Source organism: Desulfosporosinus acididurans (genome assembly GCF_001029285.1).
Classification (GTDB): domain Bacteria; phylum Bacillota; class Desulfitobacteriia; order Desulfitobacteriales; family Desulfitobacteriaceae; genus Desulfosporosinus; species Desulfosporosinus acididurans.
Window position 1 is genome coordinate 156,618 of record NZ_LDZY01000012.1, and the last position, 17,061, is coordinate 173,678.

Here is a 17,061-nt window from a genome sequence, read left to right on the forward strand (position 1 = left end):
TTTTTACAAATTGCAGGAAATAATAATAATATGTCGAAGAGGAAACAAGTTAAAAAGAAGGATTGAAAGTTTTAAGGAGGTTCCATTGTGAAACAGGAAGTATTTGAAAAGTCTATCTCCGTCGGCGGACGAACGATGACTTTCCAAACCGGGAAAATTGGCAAGCAGGCTGGTGGCGCGATTTTCCTTCGTTATGGGGATACGGTAGTATCTGCTTTTGCAACATGTAGTGCAGCGCCGAGGGAAGGGATTGATTTCTTTCCTCTAACAGTTGAATTCGAAGAACGTATGTATGCCGCTGGTAAGATTCCAGGCGGATTCATTAAACGTGAAGGCAAAGCTAGCGAAAAGGCTACTTTATCGGCTCGTTTAATAGATCGTCCCATTCGTCCTTTATTTCCTGAAGGGTTTCGCAACGATGTTCAAGTAGTTGCGACTGTCATGTCAGTTGATCAAGACTGTGCAACAGATATCACGGCAATTAATGCCGCATCAGCCGCTCTTGCTGTCTCAAATATTCCTTTCGAGGGACCTGTTGCGGCGGTTACAGTTGGACTTGTGGATGGGGAATTTATTATTAATCCCACGATTGAACAAAGCGGCAAGAGTAAGATGCATCTGACCGTAGCCGGAACAGAAGAAGCGGTTATGATGGTTGAAGCCGGTGCTCAAGAAGTTGAAGAACAGTTAATGCTGGAAGCTATTATGTTTGGGCATTCTGAAATCAAAAAACTAGCTAAGTTCATTGCAGAGTATCGCGAAGATGCTTTCCAGTTGGGATTGGCAAAGGAAAAAATGGACGTCCAATACGATAAAATTCCTGAAACCATTGTTGAGGCAGTCAAAGCCTATGCCTATACTAAAATGGATGCTGCTGTTCGTGTCGAGGAGAAAAAGGCCAGAGAAAGAGCTATTGATGAAGTCAAAGTCGATGCTCTGAAATTCTTCGAGGCTGAGTTCCCCGATGATTTGAAGGCGGTAGAAACAATTTTGGAGGGCATGGTTCATTTAATTGTCCGCAAATTAATTACTGACGAACATATTCGCCCTGATGGCCGGGCCGTTGATGAAGTTCGTCCGATAAGTGTTGAGGTAGGGATTTTACCTCGTACTCATGGTTCAGGCCTTTTTACCAGAGGGCAAACTCAAGTATTAACTGTCGCTACGCTAGGGGCTGCCGGAGATGAACAAATTTTAGATGGTTTAGGATTAGAACGTTCGAAACGTTACATACATCACTATAACTTTCCGCCCTACAGTGTTGGAGAAACACGACCCATGCGTGGACCGGGACGCAGAGAGATCGGGCATGGAGCCTTGGCGGAAAGAGCGCTTGTTCCAGTTTTACCGGATGAAAATGGCTTTCCCTATACGATACGTTTAGTATCGGAAGTATTGGAATCCAATGGGTCCAGTTCAATGGCCTCGGTTTGTGGAAGCACGCTTTCCCTGATGGATGCCGGTGTTCCGATTTCGGCACCAGTTGCCGGCGTGGCCATGGGCCTAATTAAGGAAGGCGATAATTTCGCAATTCTTACAGATATCCAGGGACTAGAGGATCATTTCGGAGATATGGATTTCAAAGTTGCGGGCACGAGCAAAGGGGTTACAGCCCTGCAAATGGATATAAAAATTAAAGGAGTTTCCCGCGAAATTCTTGCCCAAGGGCTCACTCAGGCTAAAGCCGGCAGACTCTTTATTCTCGATAAGATGCTGGCTGTTCTTGATAATCCTCGACCGGAACTCTCAATCTATGCGCCGCGCATTATCACCACCTCAATACATCCGGATAAAATACGTGATGTTATTGGACCAGGAGGAAAAACTATCAAGAAAATTATTGATGAAACAGGCGTTAAAATTGATATTGAGGATGATGGCCGCGTCTTTATCTCTTCTGTTGATGGAGAAGGCGGGGAACAAGCTTTAAAAATTATTCAAGCTCTAACTCAAGATGTCGAAGTCGGTAAAATCTATCAAGGAAAAGTTACCCGAGTCATGGATTTTGGAGCTTTTGTAGAGGTTATTCCCGGAGTCCTTGGACTTAGTGGAAAAGAAGGGTTAGTGCATATTTCACAGCTCTCTCAGGAGCGAGTCGAAAAGGTTGAAGATGTCGTAAAAGTTGGCGATGAAATTACGGTTAAAGCTACGGCTATTGATAAACAGGGACGTTTGAATCTTTCCCGTAAAGAAGCGATGGCAAGTGCTCGAAAGGATCCTTCCGTTAGTTCATCAAAGTAGTTAATATTTTTTAATGATCAGTCTGTTAATTCCCCTCTGAGCATAAATTTATGGAAGGGGGGACGCGAATGTTTATTAACTTAAAAATCTCGCGACGAATTCTCTCGTTAGGCGGGATTTTCTTTCTCTTGTTCCTAGGAATTATCTTTGAGCATAAGATGGTGCTTTCCAATTCCCATGTTTCTAAGCCTGTGGAACAAATCAATACGGATCAGAAAGTCATGGCCCTCACAATCAATGTTGATTGGGGAGAAGAGTTTATTCCGGTAATGTTAGACGCTTTAGACAAAGGCCATGCGAAGGCTACGTTTTTTGTAACGGGCCGCTGGGCTAAAAAAAACCCGGAATTGTTAAAAGAGATAGCAAATCGCGGGCATGAGATTGAAAATCATGGCTATTCCCATCCCCATCCCGATAATTTATCAGTTGGAGCAAATCAGGAAGAGATTAAAAAAACAGAGAGTATTATCCAGGGGATTATTGGCAGAAAAACTCGCTTCTATGCACCGCCCTATGGAGAAAAGGGAGCGCCAGGATTACGGGCGGCTGATTTGTTAGGGTATCAGACAATTTTGTGGACTTTAGATACTGTGGATTGGCGAGAGGGAAGTACACCAGGAATCATTGCCCAAAGAGTAGTTAATCCAGCTGTAAGATTTGGCATCAAACCTAAAAAAAATGGTGCCATCGTTTTAATGCATCCGAAATTTAATACAGTAAAGGCTTTACCGATTATTTTGAGTCAGTTGACTGGCGAAGGATTTACCTTCCAAACACTCGATGCACTAATAACATTTGATCAGATCGGAAATACTACCTCACGATGAACTTAAAAGTCGAGGTGGTTTGATGATCAGTCGAACGTGGACGCGTGCTTGGTGCTGCGTCTTTCTTTGTATCACATGTTTCGCTTCCTATGGGGTAGAACCAGCCTATGCTTCTTCTAGTCAAGCTGATAATTCAATAAAATCAGCCAAAGCTGCTCGGCCAAAACAACCTGTAAAGCGCACGAGCCCATTGAAGTCTGCAGCGCCTAAGAAATCAGTTGCCGACCAACAGGGACCTGGCAGAATTAGCGTTAGCGCAGATGCAGCGGTGCTTATGGACGTTAAAACAGGGGACGTTCTTTTTGAAAAACAAGAAAACAAACGCCGTCCCCCTGCCAGTACTACTAAAATTATGACGGCAATTTTAGGTTTGGAACTTGGAAATTCGGATGAAATTGTTACTGTTAGTCAAAAAGCTGCCAATGTTGGTGAAGCAACCTTACATCTTGACCCGGGTGAGAAAATTAATCTTTACGAACTAATTACCGGGGCCTTGGTTAAGTCCGGAAATGATGCTTGTGTGGCGATTGCGGAAAATATCGCCGGAAGCGAGAAGCAATTTGTTCAGTTAATGAATATGAAAGCTTTGGCTTTAGGTGCTCAAAACACACATTTTGGAAATACTAACGGATTACCTCTTAAGGATCATTATTCCACAGCCTATGATCTTGCCCTGATGGCCCGGCATGGATTATCTATACCTCAATTCGCCTCAATTACTCGTCAAAAAGAAACGGAGATTCATTTTCTGGAACCCGATGTGATGATGGATTTGCGCAATACGAATAAACTGCTTTGGAACTATCCCTATGCAGATGGGGTTAAAACTGGAACGACCACAGCAGCAGGAAAATGTCTTGTTGCTTCGGCGACTAAAGACGGACGTCAACTTTTAGTTGTTGTACTTCATGCTCCCGATCGTTTTGGAGATGCTCAGAAATTATTGGAGTGGGGTTTTAACAATACTGAGATTGTACATTTAGCGAATGCCGGACAGACGATTGCGGAGTTTACTAAGAGTAAGGATCCGGTTCGAGTTTTTACAGAAGCTCCAGTAGATGTAAGTATTACTAAAACAGAACGTTTGAAACTTCAAACTCATATTGTATGGGAAAAGAATGGAGAATCGCCGCTAAAGGCCGGGGAGAGACTAGGACGCTGGGAAATTTGGTTAGGAAAACAAAAACTAGGCACTGTTCCTTTATTAAGTGAGTGTGACGCTGCTAAGAATCACTCGTTGTTAAGTTTCTATTCCTTTGGGAAATAGGGGAGTGAGTTAATTGTATCAAAAGATGGTATTACCGAACGGAGTTAGAATTATTACTGAAGAAATCGAGCATGTAAGATCGGCGGCCATTGGAATCTGGGTCGGAGCAGGCTCGAGAGATGAGAAAACTGGATATGAGGGAATCTCACACTTTATTGAGCACATGTTTTTTAAAGGCACCGAACATAGAAGTGCCCGTGCTCTCGCTGAGTCTCTTGAAGCCGTTGGAGGCCAGCTGAATGCTTTTACGACGAAAGAATATACATGCTACTACGCCAAAATACTCGATGAAGATCTGGATTTAGCTATTGATGTTTTGAGTGATATGTTCTTTTGCTCCCTCTTTGAAGAAAAAGAAATCGAAAAAGAAAAGAACGTAGTCATCGAAGAGATTAAAATGTATGAAGATTCTCCGGACGAGTTGATACATGATATTTTTTCTGAAAAGGTTTGGAATGATCATCCTTTAGGCAAACCCATTTTAGGAACAGAAGAGAGCATTCGTGCTTTAAATCGGGAAAAAATCTTGACTTATCTGTCCGAACATTACGCACCGGACAATGTGGTCATATCGGTAGCAGGAAAGATTAAACACGATGATATTGTGGCCAAACTTTCTTCTCAATTTGGGACCTTTAAACGAGGGGGACGCCGAATTCTTGAGGAAACACCGGCTGGACAGCGGGTAGAACACTACCAAACGAAAGATACGGAACAAATGCATATTCTTATCGGTGTTCCCGGCTTGGGTCAAGATGATGAGGATATTCATGCCATGCATATCTTCAACAACGTCTTAGGAGGAGGATTAAGCTCTCGCCTATTCCAAGAGATTAGGGAACAGCGCGGACTTGCCTACTCTGTTTACTCTTACCACGCAACATATGTAGATACGGGTTTGTTTGCTGTTTATGCTGGTACAAGTCCCAACAATACCCAAGAAGTTATTGAATGTATTCTTGAAGAGATTAAGGCCATTCAGACTAAAGGGATTACTTCAGAGGAACTTGAAAGGACAAAAGCTCAGATAAAGGGCGGCTTGTATTTAGGACTGGAATCCGTGAGCAGTCGTATGAGTCGTTTGGGGAAAACAGAATTAACCTATAATCGGGTGCTCTCTCCGGAAGAAGTGGTGGAAAAGCTTGAAAAGGTGACCCAAGAGGACGTCATACGGGTAATTGGACGCCTTTGGCAGAAGGACAAAATTAGTATTATGACCTTAGGCCCAGCTGGTCATGAAGTTGTATTAGCGGATTTGTTGAAGAAGATAGGCTGGGATGATTAAGGTGGGAGTTTCAGATGACAAATTGGCTTAACGTTAAGATCAAAAAACTTTCACCTTCTGCATCCCTTCCGGCTTATGCAACATCAGCCTCAGCAGGTGTCGATTTATGTGCTTGTCTTGAGGAAAAACTCCTTCTTAATCCGGGAGATAATGTGAAGATCCCGACGGGTATAGCAATTGAGCTTCCGGGTCAAGATGCTGTCGCTTTAGTTTTTGCTCGGAGCGGATTGGCAAATCGTTCTGGGATTGGCTTAACTAATGGAGTTGGAGTCATCGATTCCGATTATCGAGGAGAAATTCAAGTGTTGCTGCAGAATCTCGGTTCGGAGACAGTTGCTATAAACCCCGGGGATCGTATCGCTCAAATGGTCGTTATGCCTATATTTCAGGTTCATTGGCAAGAGGTTTTAGAGCTGACAGAATCGAATCGGGGATCTGGAGGTTTTGGCTCCACAGGGGTCTGAAATGAGTGAACTCGTTCAGCTAATGAATAAAAAATGTTAAAGATGAAAAAAAGAAGGAATATTATATCCTTCTTTTTCTTGTTCTAGGGTGTTAAGCTTAATCATACAATCCCCATGAGGGGGAATGAACATGCAGGCCCTTGGGGTTACGTTATTAATTATCGGGGTGATAATTTCAGTACGCGAGCGAAAATTCATGATCATGTGGCGCTCGAAGCCATCATCAAATAACCAGTTAGCGACTGCCTTAAGCCAATTAGTGGGTACGGCCGGAGGCATTTATCTTTCCCTTGAACTCTTATTTTCCTTTTTAAAAATACCGGAGGATTGGTGGAATAACTCGAGCTTTTTTGTTGAACCCTTAGCCGTTTTTTCATTACTATTAGCTATCTTGCAACCTTTTGGCTTAAAGATCTGGCTGAGGCTGAAGAAGATAGGGAGGTAAAAAGCAAATGTTATTAAGTGATCTGGCTGGAAAGGAAATAATAAATTTACATGATGGTGCGAAACTGGGGCTTGTCGGAGATGCAGACCTTGATATTACCTTAAATGGAACTGTTGAAGCGATCATACTTGCCTCCCGAGGAGGATTTTCCGGGTTTTGGAGTTCACGAGGGGATCGAGACCGTGACCAGCTGGTAATTCCTTGGCAAACTATAAAAAAAGTGGGTTCAGAGGTAATTATTATTGATTTGCACGATAAGTTTGACAATAATCGCTAAAATATTCAATTTGACAGACAACGGGATACCCAATAAAATGAAGGGAAAAGCTTTAACCCCGCATTGCGTTTGGCAACGGGGTTTTGCCTTATTATCGCAGGAGGGGTTTCCTTTGAAGAAAATCCGAGTTTTTGTAGCTGGGGCAAGTGGAAAAATGGGACAGGAAGTAATACGATCGCTCATTAAAGAGGATGACCTAATTCTGGTAGGAGCTTCAGATACACGTCACCAAGGAATGGACGTTGGATTTGTCGTGGGCCTTCCGCGAATGGGTTTAGATATTTCTGGTCCCTTAGATGTAGAATGTTTGCGTACTTCCAATGCTGATGTTTTAGTGGATTTTACAAACCCTCAATCGGTCTTAAAGAATGCTAAAACTGCAATTATTGCCGGAGTTGTTCCGGTAGTTGGTACGACGGGTTTAGATGACGCCGAACTCGAAGAGATTCGAACTCTGGCAGTAAAGGAAGGGGTAGGGGCGTTTATTGCACCGAATTTTTCTATTGGAGCAATATTAATGATGAGATTTGCACGGGAAGCGGCCAAATATTTTCCTCATGTTGATATTCTTGAGTTGCACCATGACCAAAAACTCGATGCTCCTTCTGGAACTGCTTTAAAAACTGCTGAACTCATTTCTGAAGTTCGTCCTCCGATGGTACAAGGACACCCGAACGAATATGAGAAAATTCCTGGAGCACGCGGCGCAGATATTGGCGGGATTCATATTCATTCTGTTCGGCTGCCTGGACTAATAGCACATCAAGAAGTTTTATTTGGTGGCTTAGGACAAGCTTTAACAATTCGGCATGATGCTTATACAAGAGAGACTTATATGCCGGGGGTAATGCTAGCCATACGTAAAGCTGTTGACTTAACTGATCTTGTGGTTGGCCTAGAGAATTTCCTCGATTAGGTAATTGTCACGCGTAACCGCTGCTCTTCCACACTCATATAATGGATAGTAGTCAATGGGACATTGTCTCAAAGGGGGCATAAAGATGAGTGCGGATCTGAAAGGAATTCGTGTAGCAGTAATTGGGGGTGATGAAAGGGAACTATATTTGATTCCCGAACTTCAAAAACTGGGAGCCTACATAGTCGGGGTTGGATTTGAAAAGGCTTCACCCATTCCAGGGGTGACATTTGTATCATCCCTTATCGAAGCTGTTGATCAGGTGGATGTGTTGCTTTTTCCAATGTTCGGTACCGATGAACGTGGGACAGTTAAAGCCAAATACTCGGCTTCTCCAATTGTGCTTAACAAAGACGTACTTCAGGCTATTTCAACTCGCGTTCCGCTGATAATCGGATTTGCGCGTCCGGCTTTGAAGTCCGCAGCAGAAAAAATGGGAATCCAGTTAGTAGAAACGATTTATCTTGATGAACTTGCCATCTTAAATTCCATTCCTTCTGCTGAAGGAGCTATTCAAATGGCTATGGAAGCTACGAACATTACTATTCACGGGAGTGAAAGTTTCGTCCTGGGCTTGGGACGTACCGGCTGGTCCTTAGCGAGAATGCTGCAAGGGATTGGAGCCCACGTTACAGGAGTAGCCCGTAAGCCAACAGATTTAGCCCGTGCAGTAGAAATGGGAATCAAAGCCGTACATTTTGCGGATTTGGAAGAAGAGATTGGGCGTGCGGAAATCATATTTAACACAGTCCCACATCTTATTTTAGACCGCGTAATGTTGGAAAAGGTGGCTAAGGATGCTGTTATCGTTGATTTGGCTTCTATCCCGGGAGGAACAGATTTTGAGTTTGCTCAATTGCTGGGCATCAAAGCTATCCTTGCTCCGGGTCTCCCAGGTATTGTAGCTCCCAAATCTGCCGGCAGAATTCTTGCTCAAATTTATCCGCAACTTATTCTTCGTCACTTGACCACCATGATTGCCAATGTTCAGTCTTAAATGTGGAGGTGCGAAGGGATGCAGTTTGACGGGTTAAAAATCGGGTTTGCTCTTACTGGCTCACACTGTATGTTACATGAAGTGGTCAAGGTAATGAAACGTTTGGTAGATGAAGGTGCGATTGTAACACCAATTATCTCGTATTCTGTAGATACCATGGACACTCGTTTCGGAAATGCTAATGATTGGAAACGTCAATTTGAGGAGATTACACAGCAAGAAATTATTCACACAATACCTGATGCGGAACCAATAGGTCCCAAAAAAATGTTTGATTGTGTTGCTATTGCTCCATGTACTGGAAATTCCCTCGCTAAGTTAGCGAATGGGATAACCGATACTCCGGCTCTTATGGCCGCCAAATCTCATCTTCGTAATCAAAGGCCTGTGGTCATAGCTGTATCAACGAATGATGGATTAGGATTAAACGCTCGTAATATTGGAACGCTGCTTATCACAAAGAATGTCTATTTGGTGCCATTTGGGCAAGATAATCCTACAGCAAAAGCGAATTCATTAGTCGCTCATATGGATAAAGTTCCAGAAACAATCCTCATGGCGCTTGAAGGGAAACAGATTCAGCCTGTTCTTTGGGATTATCGATAAATCAATTGGTTTAATTAAATTATGAGAAGGTGCCTTGTTCAATACAAGGCACCCACCTGATCAACCCAACTACTAAGGAGGAATATGGGAATGTCAAATGTAGCAATTGTTGGTGCCACGGGTGCAGTCGGGCAGGAATTTTTAAAGATCCTAGCCGAACGTCACTTTCCTGTTGAAGAGTTAAGGTTATTGGCCACGAAACGATCAGCAGGGAAGAAAGTATTATGGCAAGGTCAAGAACTTGAAGTTCAAGAAACAACTCATGAGAGTTTCAAAGGTATCGACATAGCTCTTTTTGCTGGTGGCTCTGCAAGTACGGAATTTGCTCCTTCTGCCGTAAAAAGCGGTGCAGTTGTAATCGATAACAGCAGTGCTTTTCGCCTCGATCCGGAAGTCCCACTGGTTGTTCCAGAGGTTAATCCCGAGGATGTAAAAAACCATAAAGGGATTATTGCCAACCCTAATTGTTCCACCATTATTATGGCCGTGGCTATAAAGCCGATATTTGATTTGGCGGGTATCCGGCGAATTGTGGTATCGACTTATCAAGCTGTGTCCGGAGCTGGGCGTGAAGGGATCGAAGAATTGGAGGCTGAGGTCAAAGCCTGGTCAAAAGGGGATGAAATGACTCCTGCTGTTTTTCCCTATCAAATTGCCTTTAATCTTATCCCGCGCATTGATGTATTCCAAGAAGGTGACTATACCAAAGAAGAGTGGAAAATGGTTAAAGAGACTCAGAAAATTTTCCATGCACCGGACATGGCAATTACCGCAACAACTGTTCGAGTGCCGATTTTCCGCAGCCATTCTGAATCCATCAATGTAGAAACTGAAAAGCTCGTTAGTATTGCTGAAATACGTGAATCCCTATGCAAGGCTAAGGGTGTTATCGTTGATGATGATCCCAGCAGTGATCGTTATCCTATGCCATGGTTTAGTGCAGATACTGACGAAGTTTATGTCGGACGATTGCGGAAGGATTTTTCAATTGCTCAAGGACTCAATATGTGGGTGGTAGGAGATCAAATTCGTAAAGGTGCGGCTACAAATGCTGTGCAAATCGCAGAACTTTTACTGTAATTAGGCTGCAACTACGTAACATATAAAACTTTGTGTTACTCTAGGATTAGATCTTAATGATAAAAAGAATTAATGTAAAGGGTAAGGTTCGAGAATCGGACCTCGAAAGAGGGGATTGTTTTGCGGATATTGGTTCAGAAGTTTGGAGGAACTTCTGTAGCGACACCAGAACGCAGGGCTCAAGTGGCATCAAAAGTTTCAGAAGCTGTGCATAGCGGATATTCGCCGGTGGTTGTTGTTTCGGCGATAGGTAGATCCGGGGATCCCTATGCCACTGATACTTTTCTCAATCTGGCAAAAGGGATTTATTCAGATTTACCAAAACGGGAATTAGATTTGTTGATGAGCTGCGGGGAAGTTATTTCCGGAACAGTATTGGTAAGCACTCTTAATAGCATTGGTTTTGAAGCTGTTCTTTTTACTGGAGCACATGCTGGAATTATTACCAACGATGATTTTGGTGATGCACGGATTGTTCGAGTCGAGCCGGGAGCTATTTTAGAACAATTGGAAAAGGGGAAAGTGGTTGTTGTAACAGGCTTTCAGGGCATAACGGAAGATGGTCAGATTACGACTCTTGGGCGCGGAGGAAGTGACACAACTGCTTCAGCCTTAGGAGTTGCCCTGGAAGCTGAAACGATAGATATCTATACCGATGTTGATGGTATCATGACAGCTGATCCAAGAATTGTAGAAGATGCTCGGATTATTGATACAGTAACCTATAATGAAATTTGTCAATTAGCTTATCAAGGTGCTAAAGTGATTCACCCTAGAGCTGTGGAAATTGCGATGCAGCGAAACATCCCGCTGAGGATAAAATCCACGTTTTCCGATGCACCAGGGACCTTGGTTACAAACATGCTTCCGGATCGAGGGATAGGTACAGATATAACTAATGACCGTATTATTACGGGGATTGCCCATACTCCCAATGTCACTCAATTGAAAGTGTTAACTGAGAATACTCCGGATCTTCATCTTACAGACAAACGGATTTTCAAAGCATTGGCGCTCGCCGATATAAGCGTAGATTTTATTAGTGTTCAGACGGAAGCTGTTGAGTTTACTGTTTCTGATGAAGTAGCCTCGAAGGCCATTAAAATATTACAAAATATGGGCTTTGAGCCGGGTGTTATTCCGAGTTGTGCCAAAGTATCCATAGTCGGAGCCGGAATTGCTGGTGTACCCGGTGTGATGGCTGATATGGTGGAAGCACTTTCTGATGCTGGTGTAACAATCTTACAATCAGCAGATTCACATACTACCATTTGGGTTCTAGTTCATAAGGAAGACATGGCAACTGCGGTACAGGCTTTACACCAGAAGTTTCGGTTAGGTGTTTGTTAGGAAGAGGAGAAGACTGGATGTTATTGAGAAAGGATGAGTAAAATGTCTTTTGGAAGAATACTCACGGCCATGGTGACTCCTATGAACGAAACGATGGAGGTAGACTATCAAGAAGCAAAACACTTGGCGGAGTATTTGGTTGCCCATGGTTCTGATGGGATTGTCGTATGTGGAACAACAGGAGAATCTCCGACCGTGACTGAGACGGAAAAAATTGAACTTTTTAAAGTTGTTAAAGAGGCCGTGGGATCTCAGGGTATGGTCATTGCAGGAATTGGTACAAATTCCACGGATGCAAGCATATCTCTGGCCCGTAAAGCCGCAGCCACGGGTGTAGACGGTTTAATGGCAGTTGTGCCATATTATAATAAGCCTTCTCAAGAAGGGATGTTTCAACATTTTAAGGCAATTGCCGAAGCAACGCCTTTACCTCTGATGTTATACAATGTTCCGGGAAGAACGTCAGCTAATCTCATGCCTTTAACCGTAAAACGATTGTCAGAAATACCGAACATTGTTGCTTTAAAAGAAGCGGCAGGATCTCTTGATCAGGTAAGTGAACTGAAAAGAATGCTGCCAGCCGGCTTTGCTGTTTACAGCGGAGATGACTCTATGACCTTGCCAATGTTAGCATTAGGCTGCAGCGGAATTATCAGCGTGGCAGCCCATGTGGTCGGAGATGAAATGAAAGCTATGGTAGATGCTTGGTTTGCCGGAGATACGGCCAAAGCCACGGATTGGCATCTTGAACTGTTTCCAGTCTTCAAGGGAATCTTTATCACCGCTAACCCTGTCCCTGTCAAAGCTCTCCTTAACATGTATGGTCACAAGGTTGGGGGGGTACGTCTACCCTTAGTTAAGGCGACAGCAGAGGAACTTAAATTTTTGCAAGATCTTATGAATAACGTTAAACGGATAGAACCTGTGCGAAAATCGGAACTTAAGGCAGCCTCTGCAAGAGCCATGGACCAAATGGTTTGAGAATAGGTCATTTGTAATCAGCTTAATTGGTTCCTGTGTCCTTTATGACGATCAGAGAATATAGTAAACTCGCTTACGCTAAAGCTGAACATCGGGGCTTCAGATACAATAATGTCCAGTAGACATTATTGCCGAGCCGCCTTTCCCAATAGGAATACTAACTCCGTACCCATTTCAGAAAATGGTACGGAGTTTATTTGTTGTTGTTCTTGAAATTCGCCAAATTCATGTCTTTGGAATTGAAGAATTGATTCAATAAAAATTGCAGCGATTTTTTTCATGCGATGAGTGTCATACTTCGACCAAGTGAAATACTCAATGGTTAAAGAAATGAAAGCGTTCCAAAATGATTTTCTTATGTTTTCGTGAATTTAAAAGAATATTTCGACTTTATAAGAAGTATTCTATTTCTAAATTCATATTTTGTTCGAAAACAATATAGCCATTACCCCTAAGGTGTAATGAGCTAGGCGCATTCGGCGAAAGTGTCCACAGGACACTTTCGTCACCGAAGCCTCAATGTTCAGCTTTAGTTGGACGAGTTCACGTTTCACTTGGTTCATAGAAAGCACATTCAGCTTCACGATCTGCAACACTCGACGTTACGCTGAGTGTCTCCAGTTGGCAATGTCCTTCTTCATTGTGGCTGCAGTCTGTAGCAGAGCATACTACATTTGTATTAGGCATGATAAGTTTACCACCTTTCTCAAACAAAATCTAAAACTATAGTCTCCAGAATAAATGACTTTATTCCATATGACATTAGCATAGAGATTTGGCAAAAGGATTGGATTAATTGATCATTAGAGGAAACTGGATCAAATATTCTAGTGAATAAAATGTAAGATTATTTACTATTACCCCGAAAGGATTGAAGGAACTTGCCAGTAAGGGTTTTGCGCGCTATAATGAAGTATATTTGTTGTGCGGCTAGTTTCATAGATGCTTTCGAAATACTGACGAACACTGGACGTCATTGTGTTCGCTTAGAGTATTTCGCTTTTTTTGTTGCCCTTATTTTGGCGTCAAAAGAAACCACGGGGATCTCCTTAGCTTTTAAGGCACAATCAAGAGATAAAATAATTTACTGGAGGTAGATTTTATTGCCCAAAGAGCATAAACTACAGATTATCCCCTTGGGCGGACTTGGGGAAATCGGCAAAAACATGACCGTCATACGGTATGATAACCAGATGTTGCTTGTTGATGCTGGCTTGGCATTTCCTGAAGACGAAATGCTTGGAATTGATATTGTTATACCTGATTATTCATATTTAATTGAAAACAAAGAGATGCTTCTCGGTATCTTAATAACTCACGGACATGAAGATCATATAGGGGCATTACCATATCTTTTGCGAGATATTGATGTGCCTATTTTTGGAACCCGTCTTACATTAGGTATTATTCAATCCAAAATGAAAGAGAGTAATTTAAATAATATTAAGGCAACAGTGGTCCAACCGCGGGATACGATTAAGCTCGGAGTATTTAGAATTGAGTTTATTCGAGTAAATCATAGCATTCCAGATTCTGTTGGATTGGCTATCCATACTCCCTTGGGGACTGTTGTGCATACCGGTGACTTTAAATTGGACCATACGCCTGTATCAGGAGAAATATTAGACATTCATAAATTTTCCGAGTTAGGAGATAAAGGAGTTTTGTGCCTCCTCTCCGATAGTACCAATGTGGAAAGACCAGGATTTACACCGTCAGAAAGAAATGTTGGAGAGATGATCGACGAGGCATTTCGTAATGCCAAGGAACGGGTTATTCTGGCGAGTTTTGCTTCAAATGTTTATCGCTTACAGCAGGCTATTACTTCAGCGGTCAAAACCAATCGTAAGGTGGCAGTTGTAGGCCGAAGTATGCTTAATATTGTTGGGATTTCTGCAGAATTAGGATACTTAGATATACCTGACGGTACGTTGGTTGATATCGATGAAATTATCGGCTTGCCTGGTAATCAAGCTTGCATTCTAACAACAGGGAGTCAAGGAGAACCTATGTCTGCATTGACCAGAATGGCAAATCATGATCATCGTCATGTGGCTATTCAGCCCGGAGATACGGTCATAATTTCAGCAAGTCCGATACCGGGCAATGAAAAATCTGTCGCCAGAACGGTTGATCAATTATTTAAACTCGGTGCCAACGTTATCTATGAATCGACGGAGGGAATGCACGTTTCTGGTCACGCCAGCCAGGAAGAACAAAAATTGATGCTAAATATGGTTCGGCCAAAATACTTTATGCCGGTTCACGGTGAATATCGGATGCTGATTAAGCATGCTCAATTAGCTGAACAACTGGGTGTTCCTCGCGAAGATATTTTCGTTTCTGAAAATGGAGGAATTGTTGAGTTTACACGTCATGGAGCAGCTATTGGGGGCAAGGTTACAGCTGGCAAAGTTTTGATAGATGGATTAGGTATTGGCGACGTAGGAAATATTGTTCTGAGAGACCGCAAGCAACTGTCTCAGGATGGTATTCTGATTGTCGTTATGACGATTAGTCGTTCAACAGGAGCGATTGTTGCCGGACCTGATGTGGTGACCCGTGGCTTTGTTTATGTTCGAGAATCGGAGTCTATGCTTGACGAAGCCAAATTAAAGGTTAAGCAAACCATGGCACGCTGCCGCGAGAATCATATTACGGAATGGGCTGTCCTCAAAAGTCAAATTAGGGATGCCTTAAGTAAGCAGTTCTATGAAAAAACCCGTCGCCGACCTATGATTCTGCCAATTATTCAAGAAGTTGAATAGGATATTTTTGTCCTTAGTGTATAGCCTTAATTGATTGAGTTAAGAGCAAGTAAATAGCTGAATTCCAGAATTCATAGTTATGTCAGGATTTTTAAGATAAAATCGTGATAATTACTATGAATTCTACTATTCTAGCCAGCTTTTGAGAGGAACTGTAGCAAAACTTGTTGGCGCCCACATTGAATTCCCGCTTTATATTTTTAAGGTTAAGTTTCTACACCTCCCCCCGTCTTCGGTAACTTTAGGTGGGGTAGAGGGGTAGAGTCCTCCTTCGCCTCTGAGTATTCCTATTGGGAAAAGCGGCTCGGAAATAATGGCCAATGGACATTATTGTATCTGAAGCCCCGGTGTTCAGCTTTGCTGAACGAGTTCACTTGGTTAAAAAGCAGTTAAAAATCTTAATTGAGAAATTTACTGCTTTACGAAAAAGAATAAATAAAAGTGTTGACATAGTTAAGGAAGAAGTGGTATTATAACAAAGCGCTCAAGAACAGCGTTTCTAAATACCTCTCAAACCTGTTGTTTGATGAAAAAGTTGTTGACAGCATTAAGAGAGAGTGTTAAAATGAAATTCCTTGGTCTTTGAAAACTAAACAACAAGGACAGCCAATGAGAGAAACTCGCAAGAGTTTCAAAAAGAATCATGGAATCATGAGCAAGTCATCATCTTCTTTAAAGAAGTTGAAATAACTTTTTTGGAGAGTTTGATCCTGGCTCAGGACGAACGCTGGCGGCGTGCTTAACACATGCAAGTCGAACGGAGAGAATTCTAAGTTTACTTAGAAGGATCTTAGTGGCGGACGGGTGAGTAACGCGTGGGTAACCTACCCAACAACCCGGGACAACCCTTGGAAACGAGGGCTAATACCGGATACGCTTATAGGTTGGCATCAACGTATAAGGAAAGGCGGCCTCTGAATATGCTGCCGATGATGGATGGACCCGCGTCTGATTAGCTAGTTGGTGGGGTAAAGGCCTACCAAGGCGACGATCAGTAGCCGGCCTGAGAGGGTGAACGGCCACACTGGGACTGAGACACGGCCCAGACTCCTACGGGAGGCAGCAGTGGGGAATCTTCCGCAATGGACGAAAGTCTGACGGAGCAACGCCGCGTGTATGATGAAGGTCTTCGGATTGTAAAGTACTGTTTTTAGGGAAGAACGGTCACTTCAGGAATATGGGAGTGACATGACGGTACCTAAGGAGGAAGCCCCGGCTAACTACGTGCCAGCAGCCGCGGTAATACGTAGGGGGCGAGCGTTGTCCGGAATTATTGGGCGTAAAGGGCGCGTAGGCGGGTATTTAAGTCCGGTGTGAAAGATCAGGGCTCAACCCTGAGAGTGCATCGGAAACTGGGTATCTTGAGGACAGGAGAGGAAAGTGGAATTCCACGTGTAGCGGTGAAATGCGTAGATATGTGGAGGAACACCAGTGGCGAAGGCGACTTTCTGGACTGTAACTGACGCTGAGGCGCGAAAGCGTGGGGAGCAAACAGGATTAGATACCCTGGTAGTCCACGCCGTAAACGATGAGTGCTAGGTGTAGGGGGTATCGACC

17 protein-coding genes and 1 rRNA gene are annotated in these 17,061 nt (G+C 43.1%); 16 read left to right on the forward strand and 2 right to left on the reverse strand.

From position 1 onward, the window contains the following. Window positions 1–87 precede the first annotated feature (87 nt). The 13 genes from DEAC_RS16725 to dapA all read left to right on the forward strand — a co-directional run bounded on the left by DEAC_RS16725 (window position 88) and on the right by dapA (window position 12,736). Window positions 88–2,241: a polyribonucleotide nucleotidyltransferase gene (locus DEAC_RS16725; RefSeq protein WP_047811217.1), complete on the forward strand. Its 2,154-nt coding sequence runs from the start codon at window positions 88–90 to the stop codon at window positions 2,239–2,241. A gap of 68 nt (window positions 2,242–2,309) precedes the next feature. Beyond that, window positions 2,310–3,068 carry a polysaccharide deacetylase family protein gene (locus DEAC_RS16730; RefSeq protein ID WP_047811218.1) on the forward strand — a complete coding sequence of 253 codons (759 nt, stop codon included), beginning with the start codon at window positions 2,310–2,312 and terminating at the stop codon, window positions 3,066–3,068. A gap of 22 nt (window positions 3,069–3,090) precedes the next feature. Continuing rightward, window positions 3,091–4,335 carry a D-alanyl-D-alanine carboxypeptidase family protein gene (locus DEAC_RS16735; RefSeq protein WP_047811219.1) on the forward strand — a complete coding sequence of 415 codons (1,245 nt, stop codon included), beginning with the start codon at window positions 3,091–3,093 and terminating at the stop codon, window positions 4,333–4,335. 13 nt (window positions 4,336–4,348) lie between these two features. After that, the gene (locus tag DEAC_RS16740) at window positions 4,349–5,620 is read left to right on the forward strand and encodes a M16 family metallopeptidase (protein WP_047811220.1); all 1,272 of its coding nucleotides are present in this window, start codon (window positions 4,349–4,351) and stop codon (window positions 5,618–5,620) included. 14 nt (window positions 5,621–5,634) lie between these two features. After that, window positions 5,635–6,084 carry a dUTP diphosphatase gene (gene dut / locus DEAC_RS16745; protein WP_047811221.1) on the forward strand — a complete coding sequence of 150 codons (450 nt, stop codon included), beginning with the start codon at window positions 5,635–5,637 and terminating at the stop codon, window positions 6,082–6,084. A gap of 130 nt (window positions 6,085–6,214) precedes the next feature. Then, entirely contained in the window at window positions 6,215–6,529 is a 315-nt protein-coding gene (locus tag DEAC_RS16750) for a hypothetical protein (RefSeq protein ID WP_047811222.1), read from the forward strand. A gap of 7 nt (window positions 6,530–6,536) precedes the next feature. Continuing rightward, the gene (locus DEAC_RS16755) at window positions 6,537–6,806 is read left to right on the forward strand and encodes a YlmC/YmxH family sporulation protein (RefSeq protein WP_047811223.1); all 270 of its coding nucleotides are present in this window, start codon (window positions 6,537–6,539) and stop codon (window positions 6,804–6,806) included. A 112-nt stretch (window positions 6,807–6,918) separates the two neighbouring features. Further along, on the forward strand, window positions 6,919–7,722 hold the full coding sequence (gene dapB, locus DEAC_RS16760; protein WP_047811224.1) for a 4-hydroxy-tetrahydrodipicolinate reductase: 804 nt from the start codon (window positions 6,919–6,921) through the stop codon (window positions 7,720–7,722). 85 nt (window positions 7,723–7,807) lie between these two features. After that, window positions 7,808–8,719, forward strand: coding sequence for a dipicolinate synthase subunit DpsA (gene dpsA, locus DEAC_RS16765; protein WP_047811225.1), 912 nt, complete (start codon window positions 7,808–7,810; stop codon window positions 8,717–8,719). Window positions 8,720–8,737: 18 nt separating this feature from the next. Continuing rightward, entirely contained in the window at window positions 8,738–9,325 is a 588-nt protein-coding gene (locus DEAC_RS16770; protein ID WP_047811226.1) for a dipicolinate synthase subunit B, read from the forward strand. Window positions 9,326–9,415: 90 nt separating this feature from the next. Beyond that, window positions 9,416–10,405, forward strand: a complete 990-nt coding sequence (locus DEAC_RS16775; protein ID WP_047811227.1) for an aspartate-semialdehyde dehydrogenase — start codon at window positions 9,416–9,418, stop codon at window positions 10,403–10,405. 120 nt (window positions 10,406–10,525) lie between these two features. Beyond that, complete coding sequence (gene dapG / locus DEAC_RS16780) at window positions 10,526–11,755, forward strand: aspartate kinase (protein ID WP_047811228.1); 1,230 nt, start codon at window positions 10,526–10,528, stop codon at window positions 11,753–11,755. 42 nt (window positions 11,756–11,797) lie between these two features. Further along, window positions 11,798–12,736 carry a 4-hydroxy-tetrahydrodipicolinate synthase gene (gene dapA, locus DEAC_RS16785; RefSeq protein WP_047811229.1) on the forward strand — a complete coding sequence of 313 codons (939 nt, stop codon included), beginning with the start codon at window positions 11,798–11,800 and terminating at the stop codon, window positions 12,734–12,736. 125 nt (window positions 12,737–12,861) lie between these two features. On the opposite strand, the gene DEAC_RS23625 is transcribed toward dapA, so the two are convergent. Both DEAC_RS23625 and DEAC_RS23340 read right to left on the reverse strand, forming a co-directional pair. Then, window positions 12,862–13,017, reverse strand: a complete 156-nt coding sequence (locus tag DEAC_RS23625; protein ID WP_161796464.1) for a hypothetical protein — start codon at window positions 13,015–13,017, stop codon at window positions 12,862–12,864. Window positions 13,018–13,279: 262 nt separating this feature from the next. Continuing rightward, window positions 13,280–13,423 (reverse strand): DUF1540 domain-containing protein, encoded by a 144-nt coding sequence (locus tag DEAC_RS23340; RefSeq protein WP_088187445.1) that lies wholly within the window; start codon window positions 13,421–13,423, stop codon window positions 13,280–13,282. Window positions 13,424–13,839: 416 nt separating this feature from the next. Here DEAC_RS23340 and DEAC_RS16790 point away from each other — a divergent pair, with 416 nt between their 5' ends. From DEAC_RS16790 to DEAC_RS16795, 3 genes are all read left to right on the forward strand, one after another. After that, window positions 13,840–15,504: a ribonuclease J gene (locus tag DEAC_RS16790; protein ID WP_047811230.1), complete on the forward strand. Its 1,665-nt coding sequence runs from the start codon at window positions 13,840–13,842 to the stop codon at window positions 15,502–15,504. A gap of 320 nt (window positions 15,505–15,824) precedes the next feature. Then, the gene (locus DEAC_RS23630) at window positions 15,825–15,980 is read left to right on the forward strand and encodes a hypothetical protein (RefSeq protein WP_161796465.1); all 156 of its coding nucleotides are present in this window, start codon (window positions 15,825–15,827) and stop codon (window positions 15,978–15,980) included. A 216-nt stretch (window positions 15,981–16,196) separates the two neighbouring features. Then, a 16S ribosomal RNA gene (locus DEAC_RS16795) occupies window positions 16,197–17,061 on the forward strand; the annotation flags it as partial.